At 74.9% G+C, this 25,062-nt stretch carries 16 protein-coding genes; 5 read left to right on the top strand and 11 right to left on the bottom strand.

Annotation, left to right across the window (positions count from 1 at the left end; genetic code table 11):
- Positions 1-71 precede the first annotated feature (71 nt).
- Positions 72-857: a hypothetical protein gene (locus tag ABD191_RS05385; protein ID WP_344077469.1), complete on the top strand. Its 786-nt coding sequence runs from the start codon at positions 72-74 to the stop codon at positions 855-857.
- Positions 858-901: 44 nt separating this feature from the next.
- Here the strand turns inward: ABD191_RS05385 and ABD191_RS05380 are convergent, their stop codons facing one another.
- The 3 genes from ABD191_RS05380 to ABD191_RS05370 form a co-directional block, all read right to left on the bottom strand.
- Positions 902-2,425, bottom strand: a complete 1,524-nt coding sequence (locus ABD191_RS05380; RefSeq protein ID WP_344077467.1) for an amidohydrolase family protein — start codon at positions 2,423-2,425, stop codon at positions 902-904.
- Between the two features lie 140 nt (positions 2,426-2,565).
- Positions 2,566-3,045, bottom strand: coding sequence for an amphi-Trp domain-containing protein (locus ABD191_RS05375; RefSeq protein WP_344077465.1), 480 nt, complete (start codon positions 3,043-3,045; stop codon positions 2,566-2,568).
- A 69-nt stretch (positions 3,046-3,114) separates the two neighbouring features.
- Positions 3,115-3,681: a hypothetical protein gene (locus ABD191_RS05370; protein WP_344077463.1), complete on the bottom strand. Its 567-nt coding sequence runs from the start codon at positions 3,679-3,681 to the stop codon at positions 3,115-3,117.
- Between the two features lie 56 nt (positions 3,682-3,737).
- Here ABD191_RS05370 and ABD191_RS05365 point away from each other — a divergent pair, with 56 nt between their 5' ends.
- Together ABD191_RS05365 and ABD191_RS05360 are read left to right on the top strand one after the other, a co-directional pair.
- A complete protein-coding gene (locus tag ABD191_RS05365) occupies positions 3,738-3,923 on the top strand; it encodes a hypothetical protein (protein WP_344077461.1) in 186 nt (61 codons plus the stop codon).
- 9 nt (positions 3,924-3,932) lie between these two features.
- Complete coding sequence (locus ABD191_RS05360; RefSeq protein WP_344077459.1) at positions 3,933-4,679, top strand: class I SAM-dependent methyltransferase; 747 nt, start codon at positions 3,933-3,935, stop codon at positions 4,677-4,679.
- Between the two features lie 68 nt (positions 4,680-4,747).
- Here the strand turns inward: ABD191_RS05360 and ABD191_RS05355 are convergent, their stop codons facing one another.
- Both ABD191_RS05355 and ABD191_RS05350 read right to left on the bottom strand, forming a co-directional pair.
- On the bottom strand, positions 4,748-6,004 hold the full coding sequence (locus ABD191_RS05355; RefSeq protein ID WP_344077457.1) for a branched-chain amino acid ABC transporter substrate-binding protein: 1,257 nt from the start codon (positions 6,002-6,004) through the stop codon (positions 4,748-4,750).
- A 48-nt stretch (positions 6,005-6,052) separates the two neighbouring features.
- Complete coding sequence (locus ABD191_RS05350) at positions 6,053-7,045, bottom strand: LLM class F420-dependent oxidoreductase (protein ID WP_344077455.1); 993 nt, start codon at positions 7,043-7,045, stop codon at positions 6,053-6,055.
- Positions 7,046-7,074: 29 nt separating this feature from the next.
- Between ABD191_RS05350 and ABD191_RS05345 the strand changes: the two genes are divergently transcribed.
- Entirely contained in the window at positions 7,075-7,491 is a 417-nt protein-coding gene (locus ABD191_RS05345) for a TIGR03668 family PPOX class F420-dependent oxidoreductase (protein WP_344077453.1), read from the top strand.
- 9 nt (positions 7,492-7,500) lie between these two features.
- Positions 7,501-7,935, top strand: a complete 435-nt coding sequence (locus ABD191_RS05340; RefSeq protein ID WP_344077860.1) for a YidC/Oxa1 family membrane protein insertase — start codon at positions 7,501-7,503, stop codon at positions 7,933-7,935.
- A gap of 37 nt (positions 7,936-7,972) precedes the next feature.
- Here ABD191_RS05340 and ABD191_RS05335 read toward each other — a convergent pair whose 3' ends face one another.
- From ABD191_RS05335 to ABD191_RS05310, 6 genes are read right to left on the bottom strand one after another with little or no spacing between them, the layout of a single operon-like run.
- Positions 7,973-9,775, bottom strand: coding sequence for a hypothetical protein (locus tag ABD191_RS05335; RefSeq protein ID WP_344077451.1), 1,803 nt, complete (start codon positions 9,773-9,775; stop codon positions 7,973-7,975).
- On the bottom strand, positions 9,772-13,446 hold the full coding sequence (locus tag ABD191_RS05330) for a DUF5682 family protein (protein WP_344077449.1): 3,675 nt from the start codon (positions 13,444-13,446) through the stop codon (positions 9,772-9,774). The genes ABD191_RS05335 and ABD191_RS05330 overlap by 4 nt, the downstream gene beginning before the upstream one ends.
- Positions 13,427-14,554: an ATP-binding protein gene (locus ABD191_RS05325; RefSeq protein WP_344077447.1), complete on the bottom strand. Its 1,128-nt coding sequence runs from the start codon at positions 14,552-14,554 to the stop codon at positions 13,427-13,429. Before ABD191_RS05325 ends, ABD191_RS05330 begins: the two co-directional genes overlap by 20 nt.
- The gene (locus tag ABD191_RS05320; RefSeq protein ID WP_344077446.1) at positions 14,554-19,323 is read right to left on the bottom strand and encodes a hypothetical protein; all 4,770 of its coding nucleotides are present in this window, start codon (positions 19,321-19,323) and stop codon (positions 14,554-14,556) included. The genes ABD191_RS05325 and ABD191_RS05320 overlap by 1 nt, the downstream gene beginning before the upstream one ends.
- Positions 19,320-24,113 carry a hypothetical protein gene (locus ABD191_RS05315; RefSeq protein WP_344077444.1) on the bottom strand — a complete coding sequence of 1,598 codons (4,794 nt, stop codon included), beginning with the start codon at positions 24,111-24,113 and terminating at the stop codon, positions 19,320-19,322. The genes ABD191_RS05320 and ABD191_RS05315 overlap by 4 nt, the downstream gene beginning before the upstream one ends.
- The gene (locus ABD191_RS05310) at positions 24,110-24,979 is read right to left on the bottom strand and encodes a DUF4132 domain-containing protein (RefSeq protein ID WP_344077442.1); all 870 of its coding nucleotides are present in this window, start codon (positions 24,977-24,979) and stop codon (positions 24,110-24,112) included. Before ABD191_RS05310 ends, ABD191_RS05315 begins: the two co-directional genes overlap by 4 nt.
- Between the last annotated feature and the right edge of the window lie 83 nt (positions 24,980-25,062).

The raw sequence follows: 25,062 nt of genomic DNA, 5'->3' as shown, positions 1-25,062 counted from the left end.
GTTGGGGACGCAGCCGAAGCGGCACCGACCGGCCGCCATACGCTTCCATCGATACAGAGAGCGAGGCGGCCGTGCGCACCACCCGGTGGATCCTGACCTTCCTCGGCTACGCGTTCCTGGCCGCCGGCGCGGGCGCGGCGGTCTGGGTCCTCGTCGCGTCGGAGGCGCACCGGCTCAACGCCGCGATCACGGCCGCGACGTTCCTGGTCGTGGGCCTGGTCCTGGTGCGGACCGGGCGGTACGTGGCTGGCCTGGACACCTCCGCGCTGCTGCGCGACGGGTCACCGGGCACCGCGCGGGTGCTGACCGTGCGGGACACGGGTGTCGTCGTCAACGGCGTGAACCTCGTGGTGAACCTCGGCCTGCGCGTGAGCGTGACCGGCCGGCCGCCGTACGACGTGAGCGTCCGGCACGTGCTCGCGGGCCGTTCCGCGTGGGGTTCGATCCAACCCGGCGCGATCGTGCCGGTCCGCGTGGACCCCGCCGACCCGACGAAGGTGGCGATCGCCCCGGCCGGGCCCGTCACCGAGCCCGACACCGAGGTCACGGTCACCACCGTACGGCCGGACGACATCGTCGCGGGCGGGGTGGCCTCCTACGGCCAGCTCCTGTCGGTCGAGTTCGTCGGGCCCGACGCCGGTGAGCTGACCCCCGATCTGCCGGTCGACCACGCCGACGACCCGCTCGTGCGCGTCGGGTTCAGCTACGTCGGGCCGGGCGGCACGGAACTGCGCACGGAGGCGCTGACCCGCGTACCCGACGGGAAGGACCACGTCCTCGCCCCCGGCCGCGCGGTGCCGGTGTCGTACCTGCCGCACGATCCGCAGGCCGCGACCATCGACTGGGCGCGCGCCTAGACTGATCCGATCATGCGCACAACATCGCCGTCGAGCCCGGGTAGCTACCTCGCGGGGTAGCAGGCGCACGCGGCCGTCGCCGCCGCGAGGGTGGCCGGCGACGGGTCCTGCGCGGCCGAGCGCACATCGGCCAGGATCCGCGCCCGCTCGGCGCCGTTGATGTACCGGCCGCGGGTCACCACCGCGTTGACGCGGGCCGTGTTCCTGATGTCGGCGAGCGGGTCGGCGTCCAGGACGACGAAGTCGGCGGCCTTGCCGGGGGTGAGCGTGCCGTGCGTGCCGTCGATGCCCAGGCAGCGGGCCGCGTCGCGGGTGGCGGCCTGCAGCGCCCGCATCGGGCTCAACCCCGACCGTACGAGCAGGGCAAGCTCGTCGTGGAGGCTGAAGCCGGGGATCACGAAGGGGTTGTTGCAGTCCGTACCGGCGACGAGCGGCACGCCGGCCTCCTCCATGGCGCCGACGAGACTCATCAGCGAGTCGAGGAAGCGGGCCTGGACGACCGTCTGCTCCGGCGTCGTCGGCGCGAAGATGGCATGGCGCTGGCCCCACGGCACCCGGTACGCCTCCGGGATGTAGACCAGGTTGGGGTCGTCGTCGAACGTACCGAGCGGGCTGTTGACCATGCGCAGCACCGTGATCGTCGGCACCTGCCAGGTCTTGTTCCTGATCAGCAGCTTGAAGAACGCCTCGGCGGTCCGCCGGTCGTAGCTGAGGCTGGCCCGCCAGTCCAGCTCACGCATGAAGTAGTAGTAGGCGAACGGGTCGACCAGCGGCGTGGCGCCGATCAGGGCGTTGATGACGTCGCGCTCGCGCGACACGGCGACCGGGACGCCGAGCAGGTGCTCCACCGTGTGCTGCCCGGCGCGCGACGCGGTCTCGGCCGTCACCAGGTACGGGATGTGTCCGGCGAACGTGATGCGCTCGCGGCGCGCCGCGTCCACGACGTCCTGGTAGAGCTGGGGCGTCAGGTGCGAGTACACCTTGACGAACTCGCCGCCGTCGCGCTTGATCCGCCGTACGGCTTCGATGACCTCGGCGCGGTTGTTCACGATGATGTCGCCCGGGCCGAGGAAGGTGACCGGCCCGTCCACGATCGGCCCGGCCGCGACGACGCGCGGGCCGACCAGTTCGCCGCCCTCGATGCGCGCCCGCGTGGCCCGCACGGCCGGGCCGCCGCGCATCTCGCGCACGCCGGTCACCCCGTTGGCGATGTAGAGCGGCGGGAAGATCGCCTCGTCGACGATGTTGTGGGCGTGCATGTCCCACAGGCCGGGGATGACGTACCGGCCGCGCAGATCGACCGTCCGCACGCCGGCCGGGCGCGGGACGCCGGGGCCGTGGGCGACCGCGACGATCCGGTCGCCGACCACGACGATCGTGGCGTCACGCCGGGCGGGCGCCCCGGTGCCGTCGATGAGGGTGGCGTTGACATAGATCGTCGCACCGGCGGGCGCGGCGTTGGCCGTCCCCGGCAGCAGCATGGGCGCGATCGCCGCGGCCGTCACTCCGGCGCCGCTGACGGAAAGCCACCGAAGGAACTCGCGCCGGCTCACATCCACATCGGACACCGCGTCCTCCTCGCATCAGGTCGGCCGACCATAACGACGCGGGTGCCGCGCGCGAAACCGCCGACCGTCCACATGCGATTGACGGAGGCGCTCAAGAAACGAGACGAGGGCTGGGTACTCCCCCAGCCCTCGTGGTGCATCTATGCCTGTTGCCCGGAGGCCGGCTCAGATTCGGAGACCGTGGCCGGCTCGGTCGAGTGGGGAGCGCTGCCCTCGTCGGCGGGCTCGGAGGGCTCGGCCGTCTCGGTGGACTCAGCCGGCTCGGCTGAGGTGTCCGACTCGGCCTCCTCGGTGCCGGCGTCCTCGCCCTCTTCGCCCTCTTCGTCCTCCTCCTCTCCGTCGCTTTCTTCCTCACCTTCTTCGTCTTCTTCGTCTTCTTCGTCTTCTTCGTCCGCGCTGCCGGCGGTCTCGGGGCCGCTCCAGCTGAACTCGATCTCGACGGAGACCTCCGAACCGTCCCGCTCTATCTCCAGCTCGCACTCCACCGTGTCGGCGACCGCGACCCGGCCGCCCGCGCCGTAGAAGATGTGCCCGGTGGAGTCCAGCTGATCGGCGAGCTGCCGCAGCCAGGCCGCCAGATCGGCCCGGGACACGGTGCGCTCGTCCTCGTAAGTTGTCATGCCGGACATGTTCGCATCCCCGATCAAGGCGGTACGGCCGAGTGTGAGGAGCCTCCCGCCTGGGCGGACTCATCCGTTGACTGGTCCGCGACGGTGCGCGAGCCGTTCGACCTCGGCGAGGGAGGCGACGTCATCGCACTCCTCGGGCGTCAGCCTATTGATCAACGCCTTGGCGGCTTGGGCCTGCGCGGTGGTGGGCAGGTCGCCAGCGACGAGCGAGGGCAGGACCAGTTCGTAGCCCGCCCGGGCGCGGGGCGAGTACCGGTGGCGGGCACGGGCGACGGCGAAGGCGACCCGGATGGCGTGCTCGTTGCCGGCAGGCACGTCGGGCCGGTCGACTTCGCGGGCGGCGAAGCGCACGCCGTGGTAATAGCCGCACCGCCCGCAGCCCACAGGTCCCCGGGTCAACGTGGCGCCACACTCGGTGCACGTGAGCCGGTCCAGCGCCGCGTCCACGACGCGCCAGCCGTACCCGGTGGGATCATCCGCCACCAGCCAGGCCAGCGCCGTCTCGTCCGGCGTGCCGGGCGCGACGCCCGATGCGCCGAGCAGCTCGGCCCAGGCGTGGTCGAGTTCCGCTGTCAGTTCACCGATGACCTGCGCCAGGCGACTGTTGCGCCACCGCTGCCCGGCCATGGCGCCATCGTGCCACGGCAGGGGCACGCCTGACGACGGCGTGCGATGATGCCGCGATGACCGGCCGCGTCGCACTCACCGTGAGCGCCCTGGCGATCAACGTGACCGTCCCGGAAGACCTGCACTGGACGGACACCCGGCGCGGCGAGGAGTTCACTCTCACCACGGTCACCATCCGGCTCCTGCCCGACGGCCACCTCGCGGCCAAGGCGTACGGCCGGCCGACCGCCGGACTCGGTTAGGGAGCGAGCATGGACAAGGTCGACTACGACGCGCGCCTGCATGCCGTGTACCCGGCCGGCCGGCAGATGTCCCCGGACGCGCTGCGGGCGTGGATGGACGCGTTCGCCCGCCACGTGCCCGAGACCCGGCCGCTGGTCTGGCTTGACCTCGGCTCGGGCACCGGCCGGCTGACGCCCTCCCTGGCACGCACCTTCGGCGGCCCGGTCCACGGGATCGAGCCGTCCGACAGGATGCGCGCGCAGGCCCCCGCCCATCCCGCGGTCACGTACGCGGCCGGGTCGGCCGAGCACATCCCGTTGCCGGACGCATCGTGTGACGCGGCCCTGCTGTTCTTCGTCTGGCACCATGTGACCGATCGCGAGGCCGCCGCCCGGGAACTGCACCGGGTCGTCAAGCCGGGCGGCACGCTGTGCGTGCAGATGAACTTCTCCGACCGGATGCCCGACGTGTGGTGGTTTCGCGTCGTACCCGAATGGAAGGCGGCCGACCGGGCGCAGTTCCGCACGGAGGATGAGGTCAAGGGAGACTTCGCCGGGGCCGGGTGGACCTTCGCCGCCCGCGACGAGGTCACGTGGCGCCGCTCGGCGAGCCTGACCGAGGACTATGAACGGCTCAAGCTGCGCTCGGTGTCCGTGTTCGAGCTCATGAGCGCCGAGGTCGCCGAGGCGGGCTTCGCCAGAATCGAGCAGGCGCTGCCCTCGTTGGGCGACGGGCCGCAGTACGAGACCAACGACCTGCTCGTCTTCCGGCGCTAGCGTTCGCTCAACCGTCGCGGGACGCGGGCACGACCAGGCCGGTCGCGTACGCGCGAGGCGTAGCGCGGTCACGGCAGGGGCCACGCCTTGAGGAACGTCTCGGCGCCGCCGGTCATCCGCAGCACCGACAGGTCGCGTACGTTCACGTCGCCCGTGGCGGGGTCGATGCGTACGTCCTTGCCGAGCATGGCCTGGGCCGCGGGGACGCTCACGCCCGTACCCTCGAAGACCTGATCGCGGACGCCGCGCCGGGAGCCGTCGGAGCGGGCGACGGCGGCCAGGATCACCTGCAACGCCTGCACCCCGTAGAGGGCGTAGGCGCTCGCCGGCTCGGAGCCGTGCCGGGCCCGGTAGTCGGCGAGCAGCCGGGCCGCGGCGCCGCCCGCGGCCTTCATCTGCGCCAGGCCGAGGCCGCCGAAGGTGAGGTACGCGCCCTCGGCGGCCGGCAGGCGCTGGAAGTCGCGGAAGCCGAAGAAGCCGTCGGGCACGATGAGCGGCACGGCGCCGCTGTTGGGGCCCAGGACGGCGACCTTGTCCTTCACCAGCTGCCCGCCGTTGTTGTCGTAGATGCCGCTCAGGAAGACGCAGTCCGCGTCCGTGGCCTTCACCGCCTGGAACAGGGCCGTGTAGGTGGTGGCCCGCGCGTCCCACGCGCCCCGGTCGAGCACGGTGACGCCCTGCCGGGCGGCCTCCTCGGCGAACGCCTCGGCCACCCCCTGCCCGTACGTCTGGTTGTCGTGCAGGACCGCGCAGCGCCCGACCTTCAGGTCCCGGGCGGCGAACTGGGCGGCCGCGGCCCCCTGGTACTCGTCCGTGGTGATGACCCGCGCGTACCCACGCCGGCCCGTCGGGAAGTACTTCTCGGGTTCACCCTGCTCCCACGGCTTGGTCAGGCCCGGGTTGGTGTTGGAGTGCGACACCATGAGCATCGGGCCGGCCGGGTCCTGGTTGAGGGTGGGCAACTGCAGCTTCGTGCAGCCGGAGTTCGCCGCGCCCAGCACGGCGACCTCGTCGGTGGCGGCCACGTGGTCGGTGGCGTTGCGGACGCAGGTCGCGTCGTCCCAGCTGCCCTTCGTGGCCGTGGCGTTGTCGTACCGCCTGAGCTCGATCCGGTACGGGCCGGCCATGGCGCCGATCTCGTCGAGGTAGATGTCGGCCGCGTTGGCCACCGACTCGGACGTGTCGCTCGCGGCGCCCTGGAACGGCAGGTCGAGCGCGACGACCAGGGTCCTCCCGCCGGCCGGGCGGGCGCGGTCGTCCGTGGTGGCGCAGCCGGCCGCGGCGGTCAGCAGGACCGCCACGGCCGCCGTCAGAAGCCTCTTCACCCACCCATTGTCGGCCCGCATGGGCCCTGAGCTGCGCTTATCCGCGCGCTACACGTCGAGCAGTTCCGGGATGACCCGCTTGGCGAACAGGTCGATGCTGCCCCGGTCGTAGGCGGCGTCGAGGAAGTACGTGATGGCGTACGTCAGGCCTAGCGTGCGGCTGTGCCGCAGCCGCTCGACGATCTGCTCCGGGGTGCCGACCAGCGGGCCGGAGGCGTACTGCGCGCTCACGCGCTCCAGCTCCGCGGCCGGCAGGAGCGGCTCGAGGTGGGTGCGGACCCACGCCAGCTTGTCGGCCACGTCCTGCTCGGTCTCGCCGATGATGACATTGAAGTTGCCCGACCGGGTGATCGCGTCGAAGTCCGTGCCGACGTCCTTGCAGTGCTGGGCCAGGATCGCGGACTTGTGCGCGAAGGCCTCCGGGGTGGCGTCGAAGTTCGTGTACTGGGCGTACTTCGCGGCGATGCGCAGCGTCTTCTTCTCGCCGCCGCCGGCGATCCACAGCGGGAGGCCCCCCTCCTGCAACGGCCGCGGCTGCCCGATCGCCCCGTCGACCTGGTAGTACGTGCCGTCCAGGGTCGCCGTGCCGGTGCTCCACAGCTGCCGCATGATCTGCACGCCCTCGTCGAGCATGCCCAGCCGCTCGCCCGCGCTCGGGAAGCCGTACCCGTAGGCGCGCCACTCGTGCTCGTACCAGCCGCCGCCGATGCCCATCTCGACCCGGCCGCCGGAGATCACGTCGATGGAGGCGGCCACCTTCGCCAGGTAGGCCGGGTTGCGGTAGCCCATGCACGTGCACATCTGGCCGAGGCGGACCCGCTCGGTCACGGCGGCGAACGCGGCCATGAGCGTCCAGGCCTCGTGGGTGGCCTCGTCGGTCGGTACGGGGGTGGTGTGGAAGTGGTCGTAGACCCAGATCGACTCGAAGGGCCCGGCGTCCGCGGCGAGCGCGAGGTCACGCATCGTGGCCCACTGGTCGGCGGCGGGGACCCCGACAAGATCGAGACGCCATCCCTGGGGAACGAAAAGTCCAAATCGCATGGTCACATCCTATGGTGTGAGCTGTGCGAATGACTGCCGCTCAGGCGCGGGCCCGGTTCGCCGACGCGCGGGTGGCCCGGCTCGCCACGGCCGACGTCGCGGGCCGCCCACATCTCGTGCCGATCGTGTTCGCGCCGGTCGGCGACGACGGGCTGTGCTTCGCCGTCGACGGCAAGCCCAAGTCGGGCGCGCCGCTGCGGCGGCTGGCGAACATCGCGGCGAACCCGGCCGTCAGCGTGCTCGTCGACCACTACGACGACGATTGGGAGCGGCTGTGGTGGGCGCGCGCCGACGGGACGGCCCGCGTCATCGAGGCCGGGTCGGCGCGAGCGGCCGGGCCGCTGGCCGCGCTCGCGCGCCGGTACCCGCAGTACCAGCTGACCGCGCCGCCCGGGCCGGTCGTAGTCATCTCCGTACGCCGCTGGTCAGGCTGGTCGGCCGCGTGACAGGGGTCGCTGGCCCTGCACCAGGCGACGGGCACGTCCCCGCTGGCCGGATGCCTGCCGATGCTGGCCCAGGCGCCGGCCTTTCTGATCTGGTACCGCGTGTTCACCGCCCCCACCGTGGCGGGTGAGCCGAACGCGCTGCTGGCTCACGGGTTCTTCGGCGGGCCCCTGTCCACTCATCTGGTCGGCGGCGGGCACCCGTTCGTGTTCGTTGCGCTGTTGCTCATCGTGGTGGCGCTGGCCGTCGTGTCGCTGCGGCGGACGCGCCGGGTGGCAGCGATGACCGGCGCGCCGGAGCCGCCCGCGTTCGTGCTGGCGCTGCCGTTCCTCAGCGTCCTCAGTGCCCTCTTCCTGCCGCTGGCCGCCGTGCTGTACCTGGTCACGACGCTGGCGTGGAGCGCGGCCGAGAACGTGGTGCTGCGCCGCGGCCTGCCCGCCGGATGAGCTGGCGGGACGACCTGCCGCACGTCGGTTCCTTGGGTCAGCCGGGTCGGTCGGCGGCGAGCCAGCCGGCCACGGCCAGGTGTCGGCTCGCCGCGTCCGTGTACGCGGCGGCGGTGAGCCACGCGCGGGCGAGACGGTCGCCGTCGAGCGGGTCGAGCCGGCCGAACACGTCGCGGGTGCGGCCGGCGGCCGCCTCGTGCAGGGCGGCCAGGACCGCCGCGCCCGTCGCCAGCTGCGCGGCGCTCAGGCGCGCCGCGTCGGGCCCCGACGGGGTACGTACCGCGGCGCGGCCGCCGCTGACGGCGCGCTCGACCCGCATGCGCAGCAGGTGCAGCGCGGGCGGTGTCCCGATGGGCTGCGCGGATCCCGGCCCGGCGAGCGCGTCCGGGACGGAGTCGGCCGCCGAGCCGGGCAGGTCGGAGCGGTCCAGGGCGTCCACGGCGAGGTCGACGTGGCCGCCGAGGCGGTCCGGCAGCCAGTCGGCCGACAGCGCGAGCCCGTGCACGACCCGGGTACCCGCTATCCGGCCGATGAGCAGCCCTTCGTGGCCGGCGGCGGCGCGGGCGAGCTGGCGCAGGTTGGTGACCGTGGGCAGCGCCGGGTCGGCCAGCGCCGGGGCAACGGCGATCACGCCGGCGTCGGCGGTGGTGATGACGAGGCCGTCCCGCCCGACACCGAGGGTGCCGCGCAGGAACAGTAGGTCGTGCCCGGCGGGCCGGACGGGCGCGGGCAGGGCGAGCGCCGCGTCGTAGCGGGCCAGTTGCGCGGCGAGCGGTTCGCGCCACAGCCCGGCCAGCGGCTCGTCCGTCCACGCGCGGCCGTCGGCGCGCACGGCGCGCACCCGCGCCCCGCCGCTGAGCCGGCCGGAGGCGGACGCTTTCGCGCCCACGACAACGACCCCGGCCCGCCCGGCGTCGCGGTGGCTCAGCCGCACCTCGCCCAGGGTCACCGCACCGTTGGCTGCGCCGCGCGCCTCGGCCACGCCACCCGGCCGCACGCTGCTGACCATCCACAGACGACGGTCGTCGTCGCACAGGTACGTGACCGCGCCCGCGTACCCGGAGGTCGTCAGCACCGGCTCGGCGAACAGGCCGGACAGCCGCAGGCTGCCCAGGTCCTCGTACTCCCGCCGCGCCGTACCCCGGGCGGCCGCCAGGTCACCGGCGCCGGAGGTCAGCTGGTGGCACACGGTGAGCAGCTCGCGCAGGTCGTCGGTGAGGTCGGCGAGGCGGAAGCGGGCGTCCTCGGCGCGGGCCGCGCGCAACGACTCGACGACGCGTACCCCGGCGGCGGCGGCCCGGTGCAGCCCGACGCCGCGCGCCTCGTGCACGGCGCGCAGCAGCTGGGCCTGCGCGACCGCGCCCGAGCCGGGGATGCCGGACTCCAGCACGGGCACGGCCGCCCGCCACAGTCTGCCGGCGGCGGTGACCTGGGCGTCGTCGAGGACCACGGGCGCCGCAGCGGCCCCGTCGGCGGGGGTCCCGTCACCGAGCCCGGCCGCCGCGACCACGCCGGCACCGGTCGACCCGGCGTCCGTGGCGTCGCCGGCGAACAGCGGCGCGGCACTCAGCACCGGAGCGGCGCTCAGCACGGCCGTGCGGTGCAGGCATCGGGGCGCGAGCAGGCATGTGCAGGCCGCGTCGCCGGCCGCCCGGACGACGGCGGCGAGGGTCACGGTCGTCTGCTCGTCGACGGTCACGACGTACCCGCCGGTCCCGTCCGCCGCGACCGGCCAACCGGCCGCCTGGGTCACGAACTCGTCGAGGCGTTTGCGCAGCCGGCCGGGCAGCGAGTCGACAGCGTCGGCCAGGACGTCGGGCGCGACCTCCGGAAGGCTCACCGGTTCACCTGCTCCCCGACCCAGCGGGCGAGCTCCAACGGGCTCAGCGCGGCGACCGGCATGCCCGCCGCGACCAGCTGGGCGGCGACCGCGGTGCTGTACCGGGCGGCGCCCCGGTCGTCGAGGCTCGCGCAGCCGAGCAGCGCGCAGCCCGCCCCGACCAGCGTGCGCACCTCACTCACCAGGCCCGACAGCGGGTAGCCCTCCTCGAAGTCACTGATCACCACGACCATGGTGCGGCTGGGCACGGTCACGAGGTCGCGCGCGTACCGCAGCGCCTTCGCGATGTGCGTACCGCCGCCGACGCGCACCTCCAGCAGCAGGGCGAGCGGGTCGTCGACGCGCTCGGTGAGGTCGATGACCCCGTCGGAGAACGTCACGAAGTGCGTCTTCAACGCCGGCACCCCGGCGAGGATCGACGCGGTCAGCGCCGCCCACACGGTCGAGGGCTCCATCGAGCCGGACACGTCCGTGAGCACGATGAGCTGCCACTCGACGCCGCGCCGGCTGCGCGTGCGGAACACCGGCCGCTCCGGCAGCACCAGCAGCCGCCCCCGGTCGTCCGGGCGCGCGGTGTGCAGGTTGGCCCGGATCGTGCCGGGCAGGTCGAGCACGCCGGTGGGCCGGCGGGTGCGTCGAGGGCTGGCCAGCCCGGTCAGCGCCGGCCGCAGCTGCCGGGCGAGCTGCTCGGTGAGCGCCGCGACGAGCCGGGCGACGAGGGGCCGCAGCCGCGCGAGGTTCGCCTCGGACATCCCGCCGGCCAGCGACAGCACGGCGTGCAGCAACTCCACGGACGGCCGCACCGACTCCGGGTCGAGCGCCAGCGCGACATCGACCCGCCCGGCGGACGCGGCCCGGGCCAGCACCTCCTCGCGCACCCGCGCGCCGAACAGCGCCTCCAGCTCGTCGGCCCACTCGCGCACGGTCGGGAACCCGGCGCCGCGGCCGCCGCCCTGCCCGCCGCTGCCCGCGCCCTCCGCGCTGTAGGAGCCCTCACCGCGCCCGGCGCCGTACAGCTCATCCAACGCCGTGGCCAACCGCTGCCCGGCCGCCGGTAGCTCGTCACGACGCCGGCCGAGGACGAGCCGCCAGCGTTGCGCGGGCGGCACGGTCCGCGACGCGACCGCACGGTCCGCGTCGTCTTCCCCGGGTACGCCCGGCGAGCGCGCGTCGCCGGCCGGCTCGGACGCGACGGCGGTCGGCATCTCAGCCGTGGCCGGCGCGGCGGTCGGCATCGCGGCCGTGGCCGGCGCGGTGGCGGTCGTCATCGGCGTCGCGGCGAGGGCGGGCGCGCCCGCGCCGGTCCGGTCGAAGCCGAGGTCCGCGAGGGCGGCGCGGCCGGCCAGGTCGGCGGCGAGCCAGGCGGCCAGCGCGGCCGGGTCGTCCGGCAGGGCGTCGCGCAGGTCGAGGACGGGGCCGCCGGCCTGGTCGAGCCGGTCCGTGACCATGGTGAGCACCCGGTCGCGCGCGGCCGGGCTCAGCGCGTCGAACCCGCCGCGCAGGGCCGGCAGCCGGCGCAGGAAGTCGTCGTCGGGCAGTTCCTCGACTCGGTCGAGCAGCGGCGTGACGGTCGCGTCGCCCGCCTCCAGCAGCGGGCCGGCGACCGTGAGGGCGCCCTGCAGCCGGGCGGTCAGCCCGTCGGCGGGGGCGTCCACCCAGGACGCGAGCCGCAGCCCGTACTCCTCGGGTGTGTCCAGCTCCAGGAGCACCCGCACCGCGCCGGCGGCGGCCTGCATGAGCGGCGTACCGGTGGCCGCGATGCGGGCCAGGGCGTGGTCCAGGCGCAGCAGCCGGCCGGCCGCGCCGGCGCGGTCGACGAGGGCGAGCAGGGCGCGCGCGTCGGCGGGGTCGGTGGCGCCGGCCAGCCCGTCGACGGCGCGCACGGCGGCGGCGTACAGGTTCTCGACCAGGTCGTCGAGGCCCTCGGGCGGGGCGAGCCCGGGCACGTGGCCCGCCCTGACGCGCTCCACCAGGTCGACGCCGGCCACGATCTCCTCGAGGGTGCCGCCGTGGCACACGTGGGCGGCCACGTCGTCGAGGCGGGGCCGCACCGCGCGGGGCTCGGCCGCCGCCGCGGCCGCCGCGCCGCCGGCGAGCGCCTGCGCGGCGGTCGGGCCGCCCCCGGCGATCTCCCTGGCCCGCTGGGCGCGCAGCCGCCCGGCCGCGGCCTGGGCGAGGGTCACGCCGTGCAGGCCGGCGACCGTGATCGCCGCGTCCGTGGCGGGCGTCCAGTGCACCCGCCACGCGGTGCTCAGCGCGTCCGCGCCGCCGACGCCGACGACCTCCTCCGCCTTCGCGTACGGCACCTGGCACACGGCCAGCCGCCGCAGCGCGACCTCACGGCGCAGGTCCAGTGGGGAGCGCAGCGGGTCCAGCCGCACGGTCTGGGGTGCCGCGCCGGGCGCGGGCAGCCGCAGCCGGGTCAGCAGGTCGGTGACGGCGGGCAGCAGGCCGCTGGCCGGGGTACCGGGGGCCAGCCGCCCCCGGCGGTCGCCGACGAGGACGTCGCTCATGGCGCGGGCCACCGCCCGGCCCCGCCCGGTCGGCTCGCCCTGGGCGAGGGTGGTCTGCAGGGCCTCGACGAGTTCGCCCCGGCCGGGGGCGGGCAGGCCGCGCAGCCGGGCTAGGTCGGTGGCCAGGCGCGCCACCTCCCGCGACTCGGCGGGCCCGGCGGGGTGCCCGGCGTCGCGCAGCGCGGCGCTCACCCGTACGGCGAACGACGACGCGAGGGCCTCCACGCCGGCCGGTTCGGCGCCGCAGTCGAAGACGGACTGCTGCCAGTGCGGGTCGCGGATGCCGGCCGGGTACCCGGACCGGCTGTCGAGCAGTTCGAACGTGTACGGCACGAGCGAGGTGACCAGGTCGCGGGCGGCCGGGGGCGCCTCGGGCGCCGGGTCGGCCCCGGACAGCAGGGCCGGGGCGTGGAAGGCGCCGAGGACGACGGCGACCCGGCGCCCGGCGGCGGCCGCGACCCGCGCGCGCATCCACGCCTCCCGGGCGAGGTCGACGGGGTCCACGCCACCGCCGTTCTCGGCGTCGTGGCGCAGCGCCCACCCCACGGCCAGCGCGGCCCGGCGTACGGATTCGGGGCTGGACCCGGGGGCCGCGGCCTCCACCCACCGGTCCCACCGGTCCTCACCGTCGCGGCCGGTCAGCACCAGCCGGTCCGCGACCGGGGTCCCCCCGGGGCGGTCCACATCGGCATCGGTCTGCGCATCCGGCGTGCGGGCACGCCAGCCGGGATGGGTGAGGGGCAGGTCGCACGGGGCCACCTCGACGCCGGCCGCCGCCGCCCACCGGATGGCGGCCAGCTCCGGCGAGAAGTCCGCGAACGGGTAGAACCCGAGCGGGCCGTCGCCCTCGTCGTCGCCGGGCGCGCTGTCGTCGCCGGCCACGAGCCGGGCGCCCCGGCGCGGCGCGGTACGGGCCGCGCCGCGCGCCGCGGCGAGGGCGACCGGCGCGACCGTGTCCGGGTGGGCGAGCCAGGGCAGCCACTCCCCCAGCTCCTCGGGCAGCTCGATGAGTACCAGGTCGGGCCGGTACGCGTCGAGCAGCGCCGGCACGGCCGCCGCGACGACGGGCGAGTGGTGGCGCACCCCGATCAGGTACGGGGTCTCGCTCGCGGCGAGGGCCTCGACGGCGCCGGCCGGGTCAGTGCTGGAGGGCGTCACGCTGCTCCCACAGCTGCTGCCACATGCGCGCGCCACCGGTGGCGCGCCGGCGCAGCGGCCCGTCCCAGTACGCGAGCAGGCGCGCCTGGTCGCTCTCGTCGTCCTTGCGGACCACCCCGAGCAGGTGGCCGGGCAGCAGCGACAGCGGGTCGCGGCCGGGCAGGTACGCGGTCGCCAGCCCGATGGACGCCGCCACCGCGACCGCCTCGGCTGTACTCATCACAGTGGACGGTCGCTCGACCTGCCAGCCCTCGACGGAGCGGCCGGTACGCAGGTCGCGGAAGGCGGTCACCAGGGTCTCCAGCACCGCGTCGTCGACCTGGTACGCCGCGCCGACGCGCTCGACGGCGGCGCGCGCCTGCCGGCGTACCAGGTTGATCTCGGCATCGAGGTCCGCGATGGGTGGGACGACCTCGAAGTTGAACCGGCGCTTGAGCGCCGCGGACATCTCCGACACGCCCCGGTCGCGCAGGTTGGCCGTGGCGATCACGGTGAACCCCGGCGCGGCGTAGGCCACCGCGTCGTCGATGCCGGCCAGCTCCGGCATCGACATGCGCCGGTCGGACAGCACGGAGACGAGCGCGTCCTGCACCTCCGGCAGGCAGCGGGTGACCTCCTCGACGCGGGCGACCGCCCCGGCGGTCATGGCGGCCAGCACCGGCGAGGCGACCAGCGCGTCGCGGCTGGGACCCTTGGCCAGCAGCAGCGCGTAGTTCCAGCCGTAGCGCAGCTGGTCCTCGGTGGTGCCGGCGGTGCCCTGCACGGTGAGCCCGCTGGTGCCGCAGACGGCGGCGGCGAGCAGCTCGGACAGCATCGACTTGGCGGTGCCGGGCTCGCCGACGAGCAGCAGGCCGCGCTCGCCCGCGAGGGTCACCACGCACCGCTCGACGAGCGCGCGCTCGCCGACGAACTTCGGCTCGATGACCTTCTTCGTCTTGCCCGGTCCGTCGACCGGCCTGCCGCCGGAGCCGGCGATGAACGTGACCACGGCGCGCGGGGTGAGCCGCCAGGCGGGCGGGCGCGGCCCGGTGTCGGCCGCCGCGAGGAACTCCAGCTCCTCGGCGTACCGGTGCTCCGGCGGGTCGATCTGCCGTGCGGTCGTCGTCATCATTCCTCCGACAGGGAGTGGTAGCGCGGAAGGTCACCGGCGACGACCCGGGCCCAGCTGGCCCGGAACAGCTCCGGCACGGGGGTGGTGACGAGGACCCGCCCGTCGGGCAGACTACCGTCGGTGCCCAGGCTGGTCTTCCACGCCTCGACGGGCAGGTTGGGCGCGGTGAAGGCCAGCCAGCCGCCCGGCAGGAACACGCTGCGTCCAGCGCGTTCCCGCTTGGCCTCGACCACCAGGTCGGTGGCCGCCAGGGCCTTGCGAGCCGCCGTCAGCCGGGCCGTCTTCCACCCGTTCCACTCGGTGACCCGCCGGTCCGTCGGGTCGGGCAGAGCCAGCAACTGCAGGTAGTACGCGGCGGCGTCGGCGGGCAGGCCGTACTCGGCGGCGACGGCCTCGACCAGGTCGGGCACGCTGACGGTCGGGTCCTGGGCGAAGCGGCCGGCCGGCAGCGTCTCCGAGTCGATCGCGTCCATGAGGGCGGCCAGCCCGTCGCTGAGCAACAGCCGCAGGCTCGCGGCTATGTCATGTTCGACGAACGCCAGGGCGGGATCGTCCACTCCGGACAGTGCCGCCGGGCGCAGGCTGTAGAAGGCCGCGTCGTCGTCGTGCTCGCCCTCCACGAGCGCCGGCATGCCCGGCGGCACGCTCGCGCGCTCGAGGTACTCGGCGTCGAGGAGCAGCGCGTCGTTGCGTAGCCGCTCCCGCACCAGCCGGTACGCCGCGGGCAGCCCGGCGCGCACCGGGTCGCCCACCGGCAGCCGGTAGGCCAGCCAGGGCAGCGCGACGGCGGCGGCCACGAGGTGGTTCTCGTCGAACGGCGTACCGGACGGCGCGGTCGTCCTCGTGCCCCAGTCGTATGCCTCGGAGACCCCGTCGGTGTGCAGCCAGTCCCCCGGGGTGGGCCGGGCGAGAACGCGTACCGTCTGGCCGCCGCCGCGCGGCAGCATCCGGTCGGCCTCGGCGAGCAGATCGTCGGCGATGGGGGCGACGACGCCGAAGCGTTCGACCCAGCGCCGCGCGAGGCCGTCCGCGTCGGGCCCGTGGCGCCACAGGTCGGCCGGGTCTGCCGGCATGGCGGCGTCCAGCAGCGCCAGGCGGTCCGCGGCCGGCAGCTCGCGGAGCGTGTCGCGGGCCGCCCGCAAGGTGTCCGCCCGCAGGCCGAGCGTGGCCCGTTGCCCGGTAGTGAGGAAGTTGGCCTCCCACGAGGTCAGCCCCGGCAGGCCGGCGAGCAACAGGGCCGCCTCGGACCGGCTCATGCCGGTCGCCGCCACGACACGGTCGAACGACCCGGTCGCCAGCGGGGCCGCGCCCTCGCTCTCCAACAGCTCGATGGCGTCGGCCAACCGGGCCGGGTCACCCCAGCCGGTCAGCACCCGCGCCGACGTGACGAGAACCTGGTCCGGGATCCCGAACTCGCCCGTCGGGCTGAACTCGATCGCCACGCGCTCCCAGTCGCCGCGCTCGCGGTGGTACTGCTGCGGGCCGCGCAGGATGACCAACGTGGACGTGCCGGTGCGCAGGACCGCGCCGCCCTCGCGGTCAACCAGTGTCTCCGGGCACGTCACGGTCAGCACGCGCAGCCGCGGGTCGGCGCCGACGTGCCCGAAGCCCGCCAGCACGCGGAGCAGTTCCCGCAGCGCCGTGCGGTCGGTCTCGGAGGTGAGCGGCGACGCCGCCCGCACGACGAGGGCGCCCAGGTTCGGCAACGCGTACGCCCAGGCCGTCTCGGCTGCGGGCAGCTCGTCGGCCGTGCCCGATCCGGCCGACAGCAGGGCCGCGACGCTCGTGACCTGGTCGGCCATCGTGCCGGGCCCGGTGTGACCGGCGGTGTCGTCCGGCATCCCGAGGTCGACGACGACCCGGACCAGTTCCGCCTCGGACACCGCCGGGCGAGCCTTCGCCGTGGGGACCTGCGGCGTGGGCGGGTTAAGCCGCTCGGCCAGCAGGCCGGCGAGGTCACCCTGTAGCCGCCGGGTACGTTCCGCCATCGTCACCGACCAGGCGACCGCCTCCCGCAGCGTGGCGTCGGTGATCTCGCCCAGCAGCTCGCGCACGGCCCGGCGGGCCGCGTCGGGCACGTCCTTGGCGCTCGCCTGCGCGCAGGCGGCCAGCAGCCGGGCGGCCAGATCGCCGTCGGCGCAGCGCAGCGCCTTGGAGCCCGCCTCGTCGCGGGGCCGCAGAGGGTGCCAGAACACGGGAGCCGGCAGGCCGGGACCGGTCCGCCACCGGGTGACCGGCAGGCGCCCGTCGACGTCCCAGACGGTGACCAGCCCGCCCGCGTCCTCGTCGTCCGAGCCGTCGTAGGTCACCGGACGGACCGGGTCGTCGCCCGGCAGGCGCAGGGCTCCGGCGAGCCGCCCGTACCGGTCCGGGCCGTCGGCGGGCGCCCAACGCACGGTCCGGCCGTCGATGCCCGTGCCGGTGTACGCGCCGTCCGTGTGCCGGATCACCCGCCAGCCCACCAGGCCGTCACGCCATCCCAGCGGCGACGCGGCGAACGCCGCCGGTGCGGGCCGCAGATCGCTCCACTTTGGATGGAAGCTGTCGCCGGCCGCCAGCGCGACGTCGAAGAACGCCGGCACGCTCCACCGGCCGCCCGCGCCGGTCGCCGGGTCGAACTCCCGCCACTGTTCAGCGCCGTCCTGGTCGGGATGGTCCTCGAGGCGCCAGTAGGTCGAGCCGTCGCTGATGACCCGGGTGTGGTCCGGCTCGGCGGCGTCGCCCACCCGCAGCGGCCGATCGCCGCTCGTACGGCCGCCGCCGGGCAGCGGCAGGCCACCGTCGGACCACCACCGGTACCAGCCCCGGGTGCCGCCAAGGGCCTCGGTCGGGCGGCCGGACCAGTAGCAGCCCGTCGACCAGTCGATGCGCAGCTGCCCGTCGACGAACGCGCCGACGCGCGGGTCGTCGTACCTGTCGAAGGTGACGCCCTGCGGTGCGCGGAACGTGTGGTCCAGTTCGACGCCCTCAGGCCCGAGGACGACCGCCCGTGTCGGGCCGCTGAACACCAACTGTGGCCAGAACTCCAGCTCGGTGGCCTCGCCCACCTCCGTCGCGGTCGCCTCGTGCTCGGGCCAGCCCAGCTCGGCGATCAGGCCGCCGCGCAGCGACCGCGCCAGCGCCCCGGCCATGTCCGCCGACGCCAGCGCGGCGAACGTGTCGGGCGCGAGCGACAACCCGTCGTAGGTCCACAGACCAGCGGTCTCGTCGATGACGTCGGCGAGGACCAGCGAGGTGGGCTCCGGGCCGATGCGCTCGCCGATGGCGGCGAGCCACGAGTGGGCGGCCAGGCGCAGCCCGGCGGGCTCCAGTTTCCAGGTGGCGCGCTCGCGCAGCGCCTTCTGCCGGCGTTGGGCGGTCTCGTCGTCGCGCCGCAGGCCGAGGTGCTCGCGCAGACCGTTGACGAGGCGCGGCAGGAAGCGGGGGTCGCGGGCGATCGCGGTCAGGTCGCGACGGCTCCCGGCGGGCAGCGCGAGCCAGTCGCTGAGGTCGAACGCCCTGCGCGCGCCGGCCCGCTGCCCCGCCACGGGCACGCCGGCGGCGAGGCAGACGTCGAGCAGGTCCAACTCGGCGAACGCGGTGGAGCCGGCGCCCAGTCGCAGCTCGCCGTCGCTGGCCAGGAGGTCCTCGCGGATGGGGTCGATCAGCTCGGCGAACAGCGCGTTCCAGCGCGGCGCGGTCCCGCGGCGCCGCCAGCCGCTGGCCCGGTAGTCGATGAAGCGTTGCGCCCACGCGGCGACCCCGCCGACGGGCCGGGCCGGTTCGGGCGCGGTGGCCGGCGAGCGCAGCGCGTCCAGGGCGCCGGCCTCGTCCAGCAGTTCGAGCCACGCGTCCGTGTCCACCTCGGCGTAGCCGGGCGGGTCGGGCAGCAGGGCCAGCAGCCGGCCGCGCGTCGCCGGGTCGCGCCGGGCCAGCCGCAGCAATGCCGGGCGGTACGCCTTCCAGAAACCCTCATGCGACTTGGCCACCGCCGGATAGCCCAGCAGCTCGCCGATCACGGACTCGGCCTCCGCGTCCGGCGTGAGCCCAGCCGCCTTCGCCAGCCGCTTGAGGTCATCGGCCATCCCCACATACGGCGGCAGACCGCCCGCCACCCGCCGCACCGCCAGCGTCCGCACCAGCTCGTACGCCTCGACGGCGGGACGACGCTGAGCGACCTGGCGCGCGTACTCACTCAACGCCTTCGCCGTCAACGCACCAGCGAACGCGAACTCCAGATGCACATCACGCAACCGGTCCTCATCCACCGGCAAGCCGTGCACCTGCTCGGCCTGCCGCGCCGCGCTGAAACACGTACCCGCGCCCTTCGGGTTCTCCGCCGCCAAAAACGCCCGGCCCGCCTGCTCCCAGAACGTCGGCAGGAAGTGCGGCGCCGCGCGCCCGAGCCGGTCGGCGAGTTCGTCGTAGCTCTCCTTGGCGAGCCCGGGTCGGGACTTCGCCAGCGCGGCCAGCTTCTCCATGTCCTTGACCAGCGCGAGGGCGTGGCGGCCGTTGGCGGGATCGTTGACCAACGCCCACGCCGGGAAACCCAACGCCTGCCGGCGCCCGTGACCCACCGCGACCGGGGCCCCCACCATCCCGAAGCCGAGGTACTCCATGCTCAGGTCCTCGGCCTCACCCAGCGCACCCGGCACGAGACGCACGACCGTACGACCGTCGAGCACCGGGTGCGCGTAGGTCCGCGCGGTGATCGTGTCCACGGACCGGTCGGCCGGGGCCTCGCCCGGCAGGATCGCACCGGCCTCCCGCAATGCCTCGATGGTCATCGCGCCTCCGACAGGGACTGGTAGCGGGGCCGGTCGCCGGACGCGACCCGGGCCCACGCGGCCCGGAACAGTTGCGGCACCGGGGTGGTGACGAGAACCTGCCCGCCGGGCAGGCTGCCGTCGGCACCGAAGCCGGTCTTCCACGCCTCGATCGGCAGGTCGGGCGCCTTGAGCGGCAGCCACCCGCCGGGCAGGAACAGCGACCGTCCGGCCCGTTCCCGCTTGGCCTCGACCACGAGGTCGGTGGCGGTCAGGGCCTTGCGGGCGGCCGTCAGCCGGGCCGCCTTCCAGCCGTTCCACTCGACGACCCGCTTGTCGGTGGGGTCGGGCAGGGCGAGCAGTTGCAGGTAGTACGCCGCGGCGTCCGCGTCCAGCCCGTACTCGGCGGCGACCGCCTCGACGAGGTCGGGCACGGTCAGCGTCGGGTCGTGCGGGTAGCGCCCGGCCGGCAACGTCTCGGCCTCGATGGCGGCCATCGTGGCGGCGAACCGCTCGTCGAGCAGCAGGCGCAGGCTCCGGGTGACCCAGGAGTCCATGAACGCCAGCGCCGGATCGTCCGCGCCGGTCAACGCCGCGGGCCGCAGGTGGTAGCAGGAGTGGGTGTCCCACTGGCTGCCCTCGACCAGCGCCGGCATGCCGGGCGGAACCTGGCCGTGTTCGACGGACACCGCGCCGACGAGCAGCTTGTCGTTGCGCAGCCGTTCCCGGACCAGCCCGTACGCCGTGGGCAGCGCGGCCCGGATCGGGTCGCCGGCCGGCAACCGGTACGCCAGCCAGGGCAGCAGGATCGAGACCCCGGTGAGGTGCGACCCCTCGAACGGCTCCCCCTCGGCGGCCGTCGTGGTCACCCGCCACCCGTCCGCGGTGGACACGCCGTCGGTGTGCAGCCAGTCGTGCGGCAACGGCCGGACGAGCGTGCGGAGCGGGTTCGCGTCGTTGCTCATCAGGACCCGGCCGGCCGCGGCGAGCAGCTCGTCCGGGATCGGGATGACGGCGCCGAAGCGTTCGATCCACCGGCGGGCAAGCCCGTCGGCGTCGGGGCCGGCGCGCCACAGGTCCGCCGGGTCGGCCGGCATCGCGGCGTCGAGCAGCGCCAGCCGGTCGGGAGCGGGCATCTGCCGCAGGGCGGCGCGGGCGACGCGCAGCGTCTCCGACTTGTGCCCCAGCAGGGCCCGCTCCTGCGCGGTCAGGAAGTTCGCCTCGTACGACGTGAGCCTCGGCAGCGCGGCGAGCAGCAGGGCTGCCTCGGCGCGGCTGATGCCGGTCGCCGCGGCGACGGTGTCCTGGCCGGCGACGGGCAGCGGGGCGGCACCGTGGCGCTCCACCAGGTCGGCCGCCGTCGCGAGCCGGTCCGCGTCGCCCCAGCCGGTCAGCGGGTGCGCGGACGTCACGAAGACCCCGGCCGGCACCCGGAACTCGCCCGTGGCGCTGACCTCGATCGCGATGCGTTCCCAGGTGGTGCGGTCGCTGTAGTACTGGTGGGGCCCCCGCATGATCACGAAGGTGGAGGCACCGGTGTCCAGCACCGCGCCACCGCCGGAGTCGACGACCCCGTCCGCGCACCGGACCGTGAGTACGCGCAGCCGCGCGTCCGCGCCGGCCTGACGCAGTCCGCTCAGCTGGCGCAGCAGGGCCGCGAGGGCCGTCCGGTCGGCGTCGGAGGTGAACGGCGACGCGGCGCGCACGACCACCGCGCCGGGCCAGGGCAGCAGCCGCGCCCACGTCGGGTCGCCCACCGGCATGTCGGCCAGCGTCGCCTCCCCGCCGCTCACAAACGCGGTCGTCCAGGCGATCTGGTCCAGGGTCCCGGTGACGGACTGGCTGGCCGCGTACGCGTAGTTGCGGCGCCCGCCGTCGAGGTCGGCGACGACGCGTTGAATGTCCAGCTCGGACACGTGGGCCCCGGCTGACGGTGCGACCGACTCGGCCGCCGACGGGTCGTCGCGTTCCGCCAGGAGTCGCGCGACCTGTCGCTGCAGCCGGCGGGTCTGCTCCGCACCGGCCACCGACCACGCCACGGCCTCGGCCAGCCGCTCGTCCGTGATCTCCGCCAGCAGGTCCGCGACGGCCCCACGGGCGGCCGGCAACAGGTCGTCGGCCGCCGCGTCCGCGCAGGCGGCCAGCAGCCGACGGGCCTGGGCGGCGTCCACCGACCGCAGCGCCTTGGAGCCCGCCTCGTCGCGGGGCCGCAGCGCGTGCCAGAACGCGGGCTCCGGCAGGCCGGGGCCCGTCGACCAACGGGCTACCGGCTGGCGTCCCTCGGCGTCCCACAGCGTGACCGTCATCCCGGGCGCGACCCGGCCGAAGGTGCTCCCGTCGCCCTGGTACGTCACCGCGCGCGGCTGGTCGTCGCCGGGCAACCGGAAGGCACCCAGGAACGCGCCGTGGCCCTCCGGCTCGACGGGCGCCCACCGCACCGACCGGCCGTCGATGCCCGTGCCGGTGCAGGTGCCGTCCGCGTGCCGGATCAGCCGCCACCCGACGAGGCCGTCACGCCAGCCGGTCGGGGAGTTCACGAACGCCTCCGGCGCGGGACGCAGGAAGCTCGCGGCCACGTCCAGCACGTCGCCGTCGGCCAGCTCGACGTCGAAGAAGGCGGGCAGGCTGCGGCGCCCCGGCGTGCCGGTCGCCGGGTCGTACTCGCGCCACGCCGGGCCCTTGGCCGGGTCGTCCGGGCGTTCGTAGCGCCAGTACGCCGAGCCGTCGCTGATGACGCGGTGATCCTCCGGGTCGCCCGCATCCCCGACGTGCAGGGGCCGGCCACCGGTTGTCCGGCCGCCGCCGGGCAGCGGGAGGCCGCCGGACACTCGTGAGCTGTACCAGCCGCGCGTTTCGAGCACCTCGGTGGGCCGACCGGACCAGTAGCGACCCGTCGACCAGCTGACGCGCAGCTCGCCGTCGACCCACGCGTTGGCGCGCAGCCGGTCGTACGAGGAGAGCTTGACGCCCGCCGGGGTGCGGAACGCGTGCTCGAGCAGCACCCCGTCAGGTCCCAGCACGATCGCCCGGTCGGGGCCGTTGAGCACCAGGTCCGGCCACGCGTCGAGTTCCTGCGCCTGACCGAGCGCGGTGTAGGCCGCGTCGTGCTCGGGCCAGCCGAGCTCGGCGGGATGGCCGCCGCGCAACGACCGCGCCAGTGCCTCCGCGACATCGGCGCCGGCGAGCGCGCCGAAGACGTCCGGGTGCAGGGACACTCCGTCGTACGTCCACAGTGGTGCGACCTCGTCGAGCGCGTCGGCGAGGGTCGGTAGCGTCGGCGCCGCGCCGAGCTTCTCGCGCACGGTATCCAGCCACACCGTGGCTGCCGTGCGCAGGCCGGCCGGGGCCAGCCGCTGGGTGGCCCGCTGACGCCAGGCCTCCTGGCGGCGCCGGTCGCTGTCGCCGCCGCGCCGCCCGCCGAGGTTCTCGCGCAGGCCGGCGACGAGAAACGGCAGGAACCGCTCGTCGGCGGCGACCGCGGCCAGGTCACGGCGGGTCTCCTCCGAACCGCCGAGCCAGGCGTTGACGTTGAACCGGGCGCCCCGGCGCTGCCCCGCGGCCGCGGTCTTCAGCGGTACGCCGGCGGCCACGGCGATGTCGAGCAGGTCGAGGTCGGCGAACCAGTAGGAGTCCAGCCCCAGGCGCAGCTCGCCGCCGCTGGCCACGAGTTCGTCGCGGACGGTGCCGATCAGCTCGGCGAAAAGCGTGTTCCAGCGCGGGATCCGGCCGCCGCGGCGCCAGCCACGGTTGCGGTGGTCCACGAAGCGCTGCACCCAGCCGGCGACCCCGCCGACGGGCCGTGCCGGTTCGGGCGCGGTGGCCGGGGAACGCAGCGCGTCCAGGGCGCCGGCCTCGTCCAGCAATTGCAGCCAGGTGTCGGTGGCGTCCGCACCGTAGCCGGGCGGGTCGGGCAGCAGGGCCAACAGCCGGCCGCGCGTCGCCGGGTCGCGCCGGGCCAGCCGCAACAACGCCGGGCGGTACGCCTTCCAGAAACCCTCATGCGACTTGGCCACCGCCGGATAGCCCAGCAGCTCGCCGATCACGGTCTCGGCCTCCGCGTCCGGCGTGAGCCCAGCCGCCTTCGCCAGCCGCTTGAGGTCATCGGCCATCCCCACATACGGCGGCAGACCGCCCGCCACCCGCCGCACCGCCAGCGTCCGCACCAGCTCGTACGCCTCGACGGCGGGACGACGCTGAGCAACCTGGCGCGCGTACTCACTCAACGCCTTCGCCGTCAACGCACCAGCGAACGCAAACTCCAGATGCACATCACGCAACCGGTCCTCATCCACCGGTAGACCGTGCACCTGCTCGGCCTGCCGCGCCGCAGTGAAGCACGTACCCGCGGCCTTCGGGTTCTCGGCGGCGAGGAACGCCCGACCCACCTGCTCCCAGAACGTCGGCAGGAAATGCGGCGCCGCGCGCCCGAGCCGCTTGGCCAGCGCGTCGTAGCCGTCCTTCGCGTTGCCCGGCTTCGACTTCGCCACCCGGGCGAGCTTCTCCATGTCCTTGACCAACGCCAACGCGTGCCGCCCGTTGGCCGGATCGTTGACCAACGCCCACGCCGGGAACCCCAACGCCTCCCGACGCCCATGACCCACCACGACCGGCGCCGCCTCAGCGGCGAAGCCGAGGAACTCCATGCTCAGGTCCTCGGCCTCACCCAGCGCACCCGGCACCAGACGCACGACCGTACGACCGTCGAGCACCGGATGCCCGTAGGACCGCGCGGTGATCGTGTCCACGGACCGGTCCGGAGCGGCCTCCCCCGGCAGGATCGCACCGGCCTCCCGCAGCGCGTCGTCGCTCACTCGGACTCCTCCTTGACGACGCGGCCGGCGTACAGGGCGGCGGCCATGCGCATGCCCTCGGACCAGGCGATCGGACCGACCTCGGTCACCGGCACGGTCTCGCCCTGCGGGTTGGTGAACGACAGCTCGCCCGTCTCGGCCTCGTAGCTCGGGTCGTCGGCGCCGACCCACACGGTCGCCGTGACAGCTGTGCCGCCCTCCCAGACGCGGCAGGTGGCGTAACCGCCGCGGATCGGGTAGCCCAGCTTCGTCGCCCGGGCGGTCAGGTGGCGCAACTCCTCGAAGCGACCGCCGGAGAACTCGCCGAGGGCCCGCGACTGCTCGGCCTTGTCCTCGGGTTTGCGCCAGATCTCGCGGAACAGCTGCGTGGTGCCCTGCGCCACGCCCAGTTCGGCGGCGAACTCGCGCAGGTCGTCAAGGTCGGCCAGGCGCACGGGGTGCGGGATGGCGAACTGCGCGGCCGTCAGCCACACGGACTCGCCGTCGAGGTTCACCACGCCGACCCCGCGCGCGACGTCGGCCTCGCGCAGGAACCCGGCGTCGTCGAGGATCCAGTCGCCGGCCTCGTCGACGGGTACGACGACGGCGTCGGTGAGCGCGGCCCGCCACGCTTCGTCGGCCCAGACGCGGCCCAGCACCTGGGCGGGCACCGGCAGCGAACGGATCATCCAGCGCTCGACCTCGGCGCGGCAGCTCGTCTCGTGGCGGGCGAGCCACTCGGCGAGCTGGCGCAGCCCGACGACGACATCGTCGTCCTTGAGCGCCTTGGGCAGGCTCTTGAGTTGCTTGCCCTGACCCTTGCGGCACACCACCTTGCTGCCCTGCAACGACACCTCGTACCCGTCGGCGGTCGGCAACCACCCCATGCTCGTCCTCCCAGACACCCCGCTGCGGCGAAGCCCGGATTCTGCCATCGCCGGCTGACATTCACGCCTTCGCCGCGGGCTGC

The organism is Luedemannella helvata (genome assembly GCF_039528415.1).
GTDB lineage: Bacteria > Actinomycetota > Actinomycetes > Mycobacteriales > Micromonosporaceae > Luedemannella > Luedemannella helvata.
This window is presented reverse-complemented; position numbering and strand designations above follow the sequence as displayed.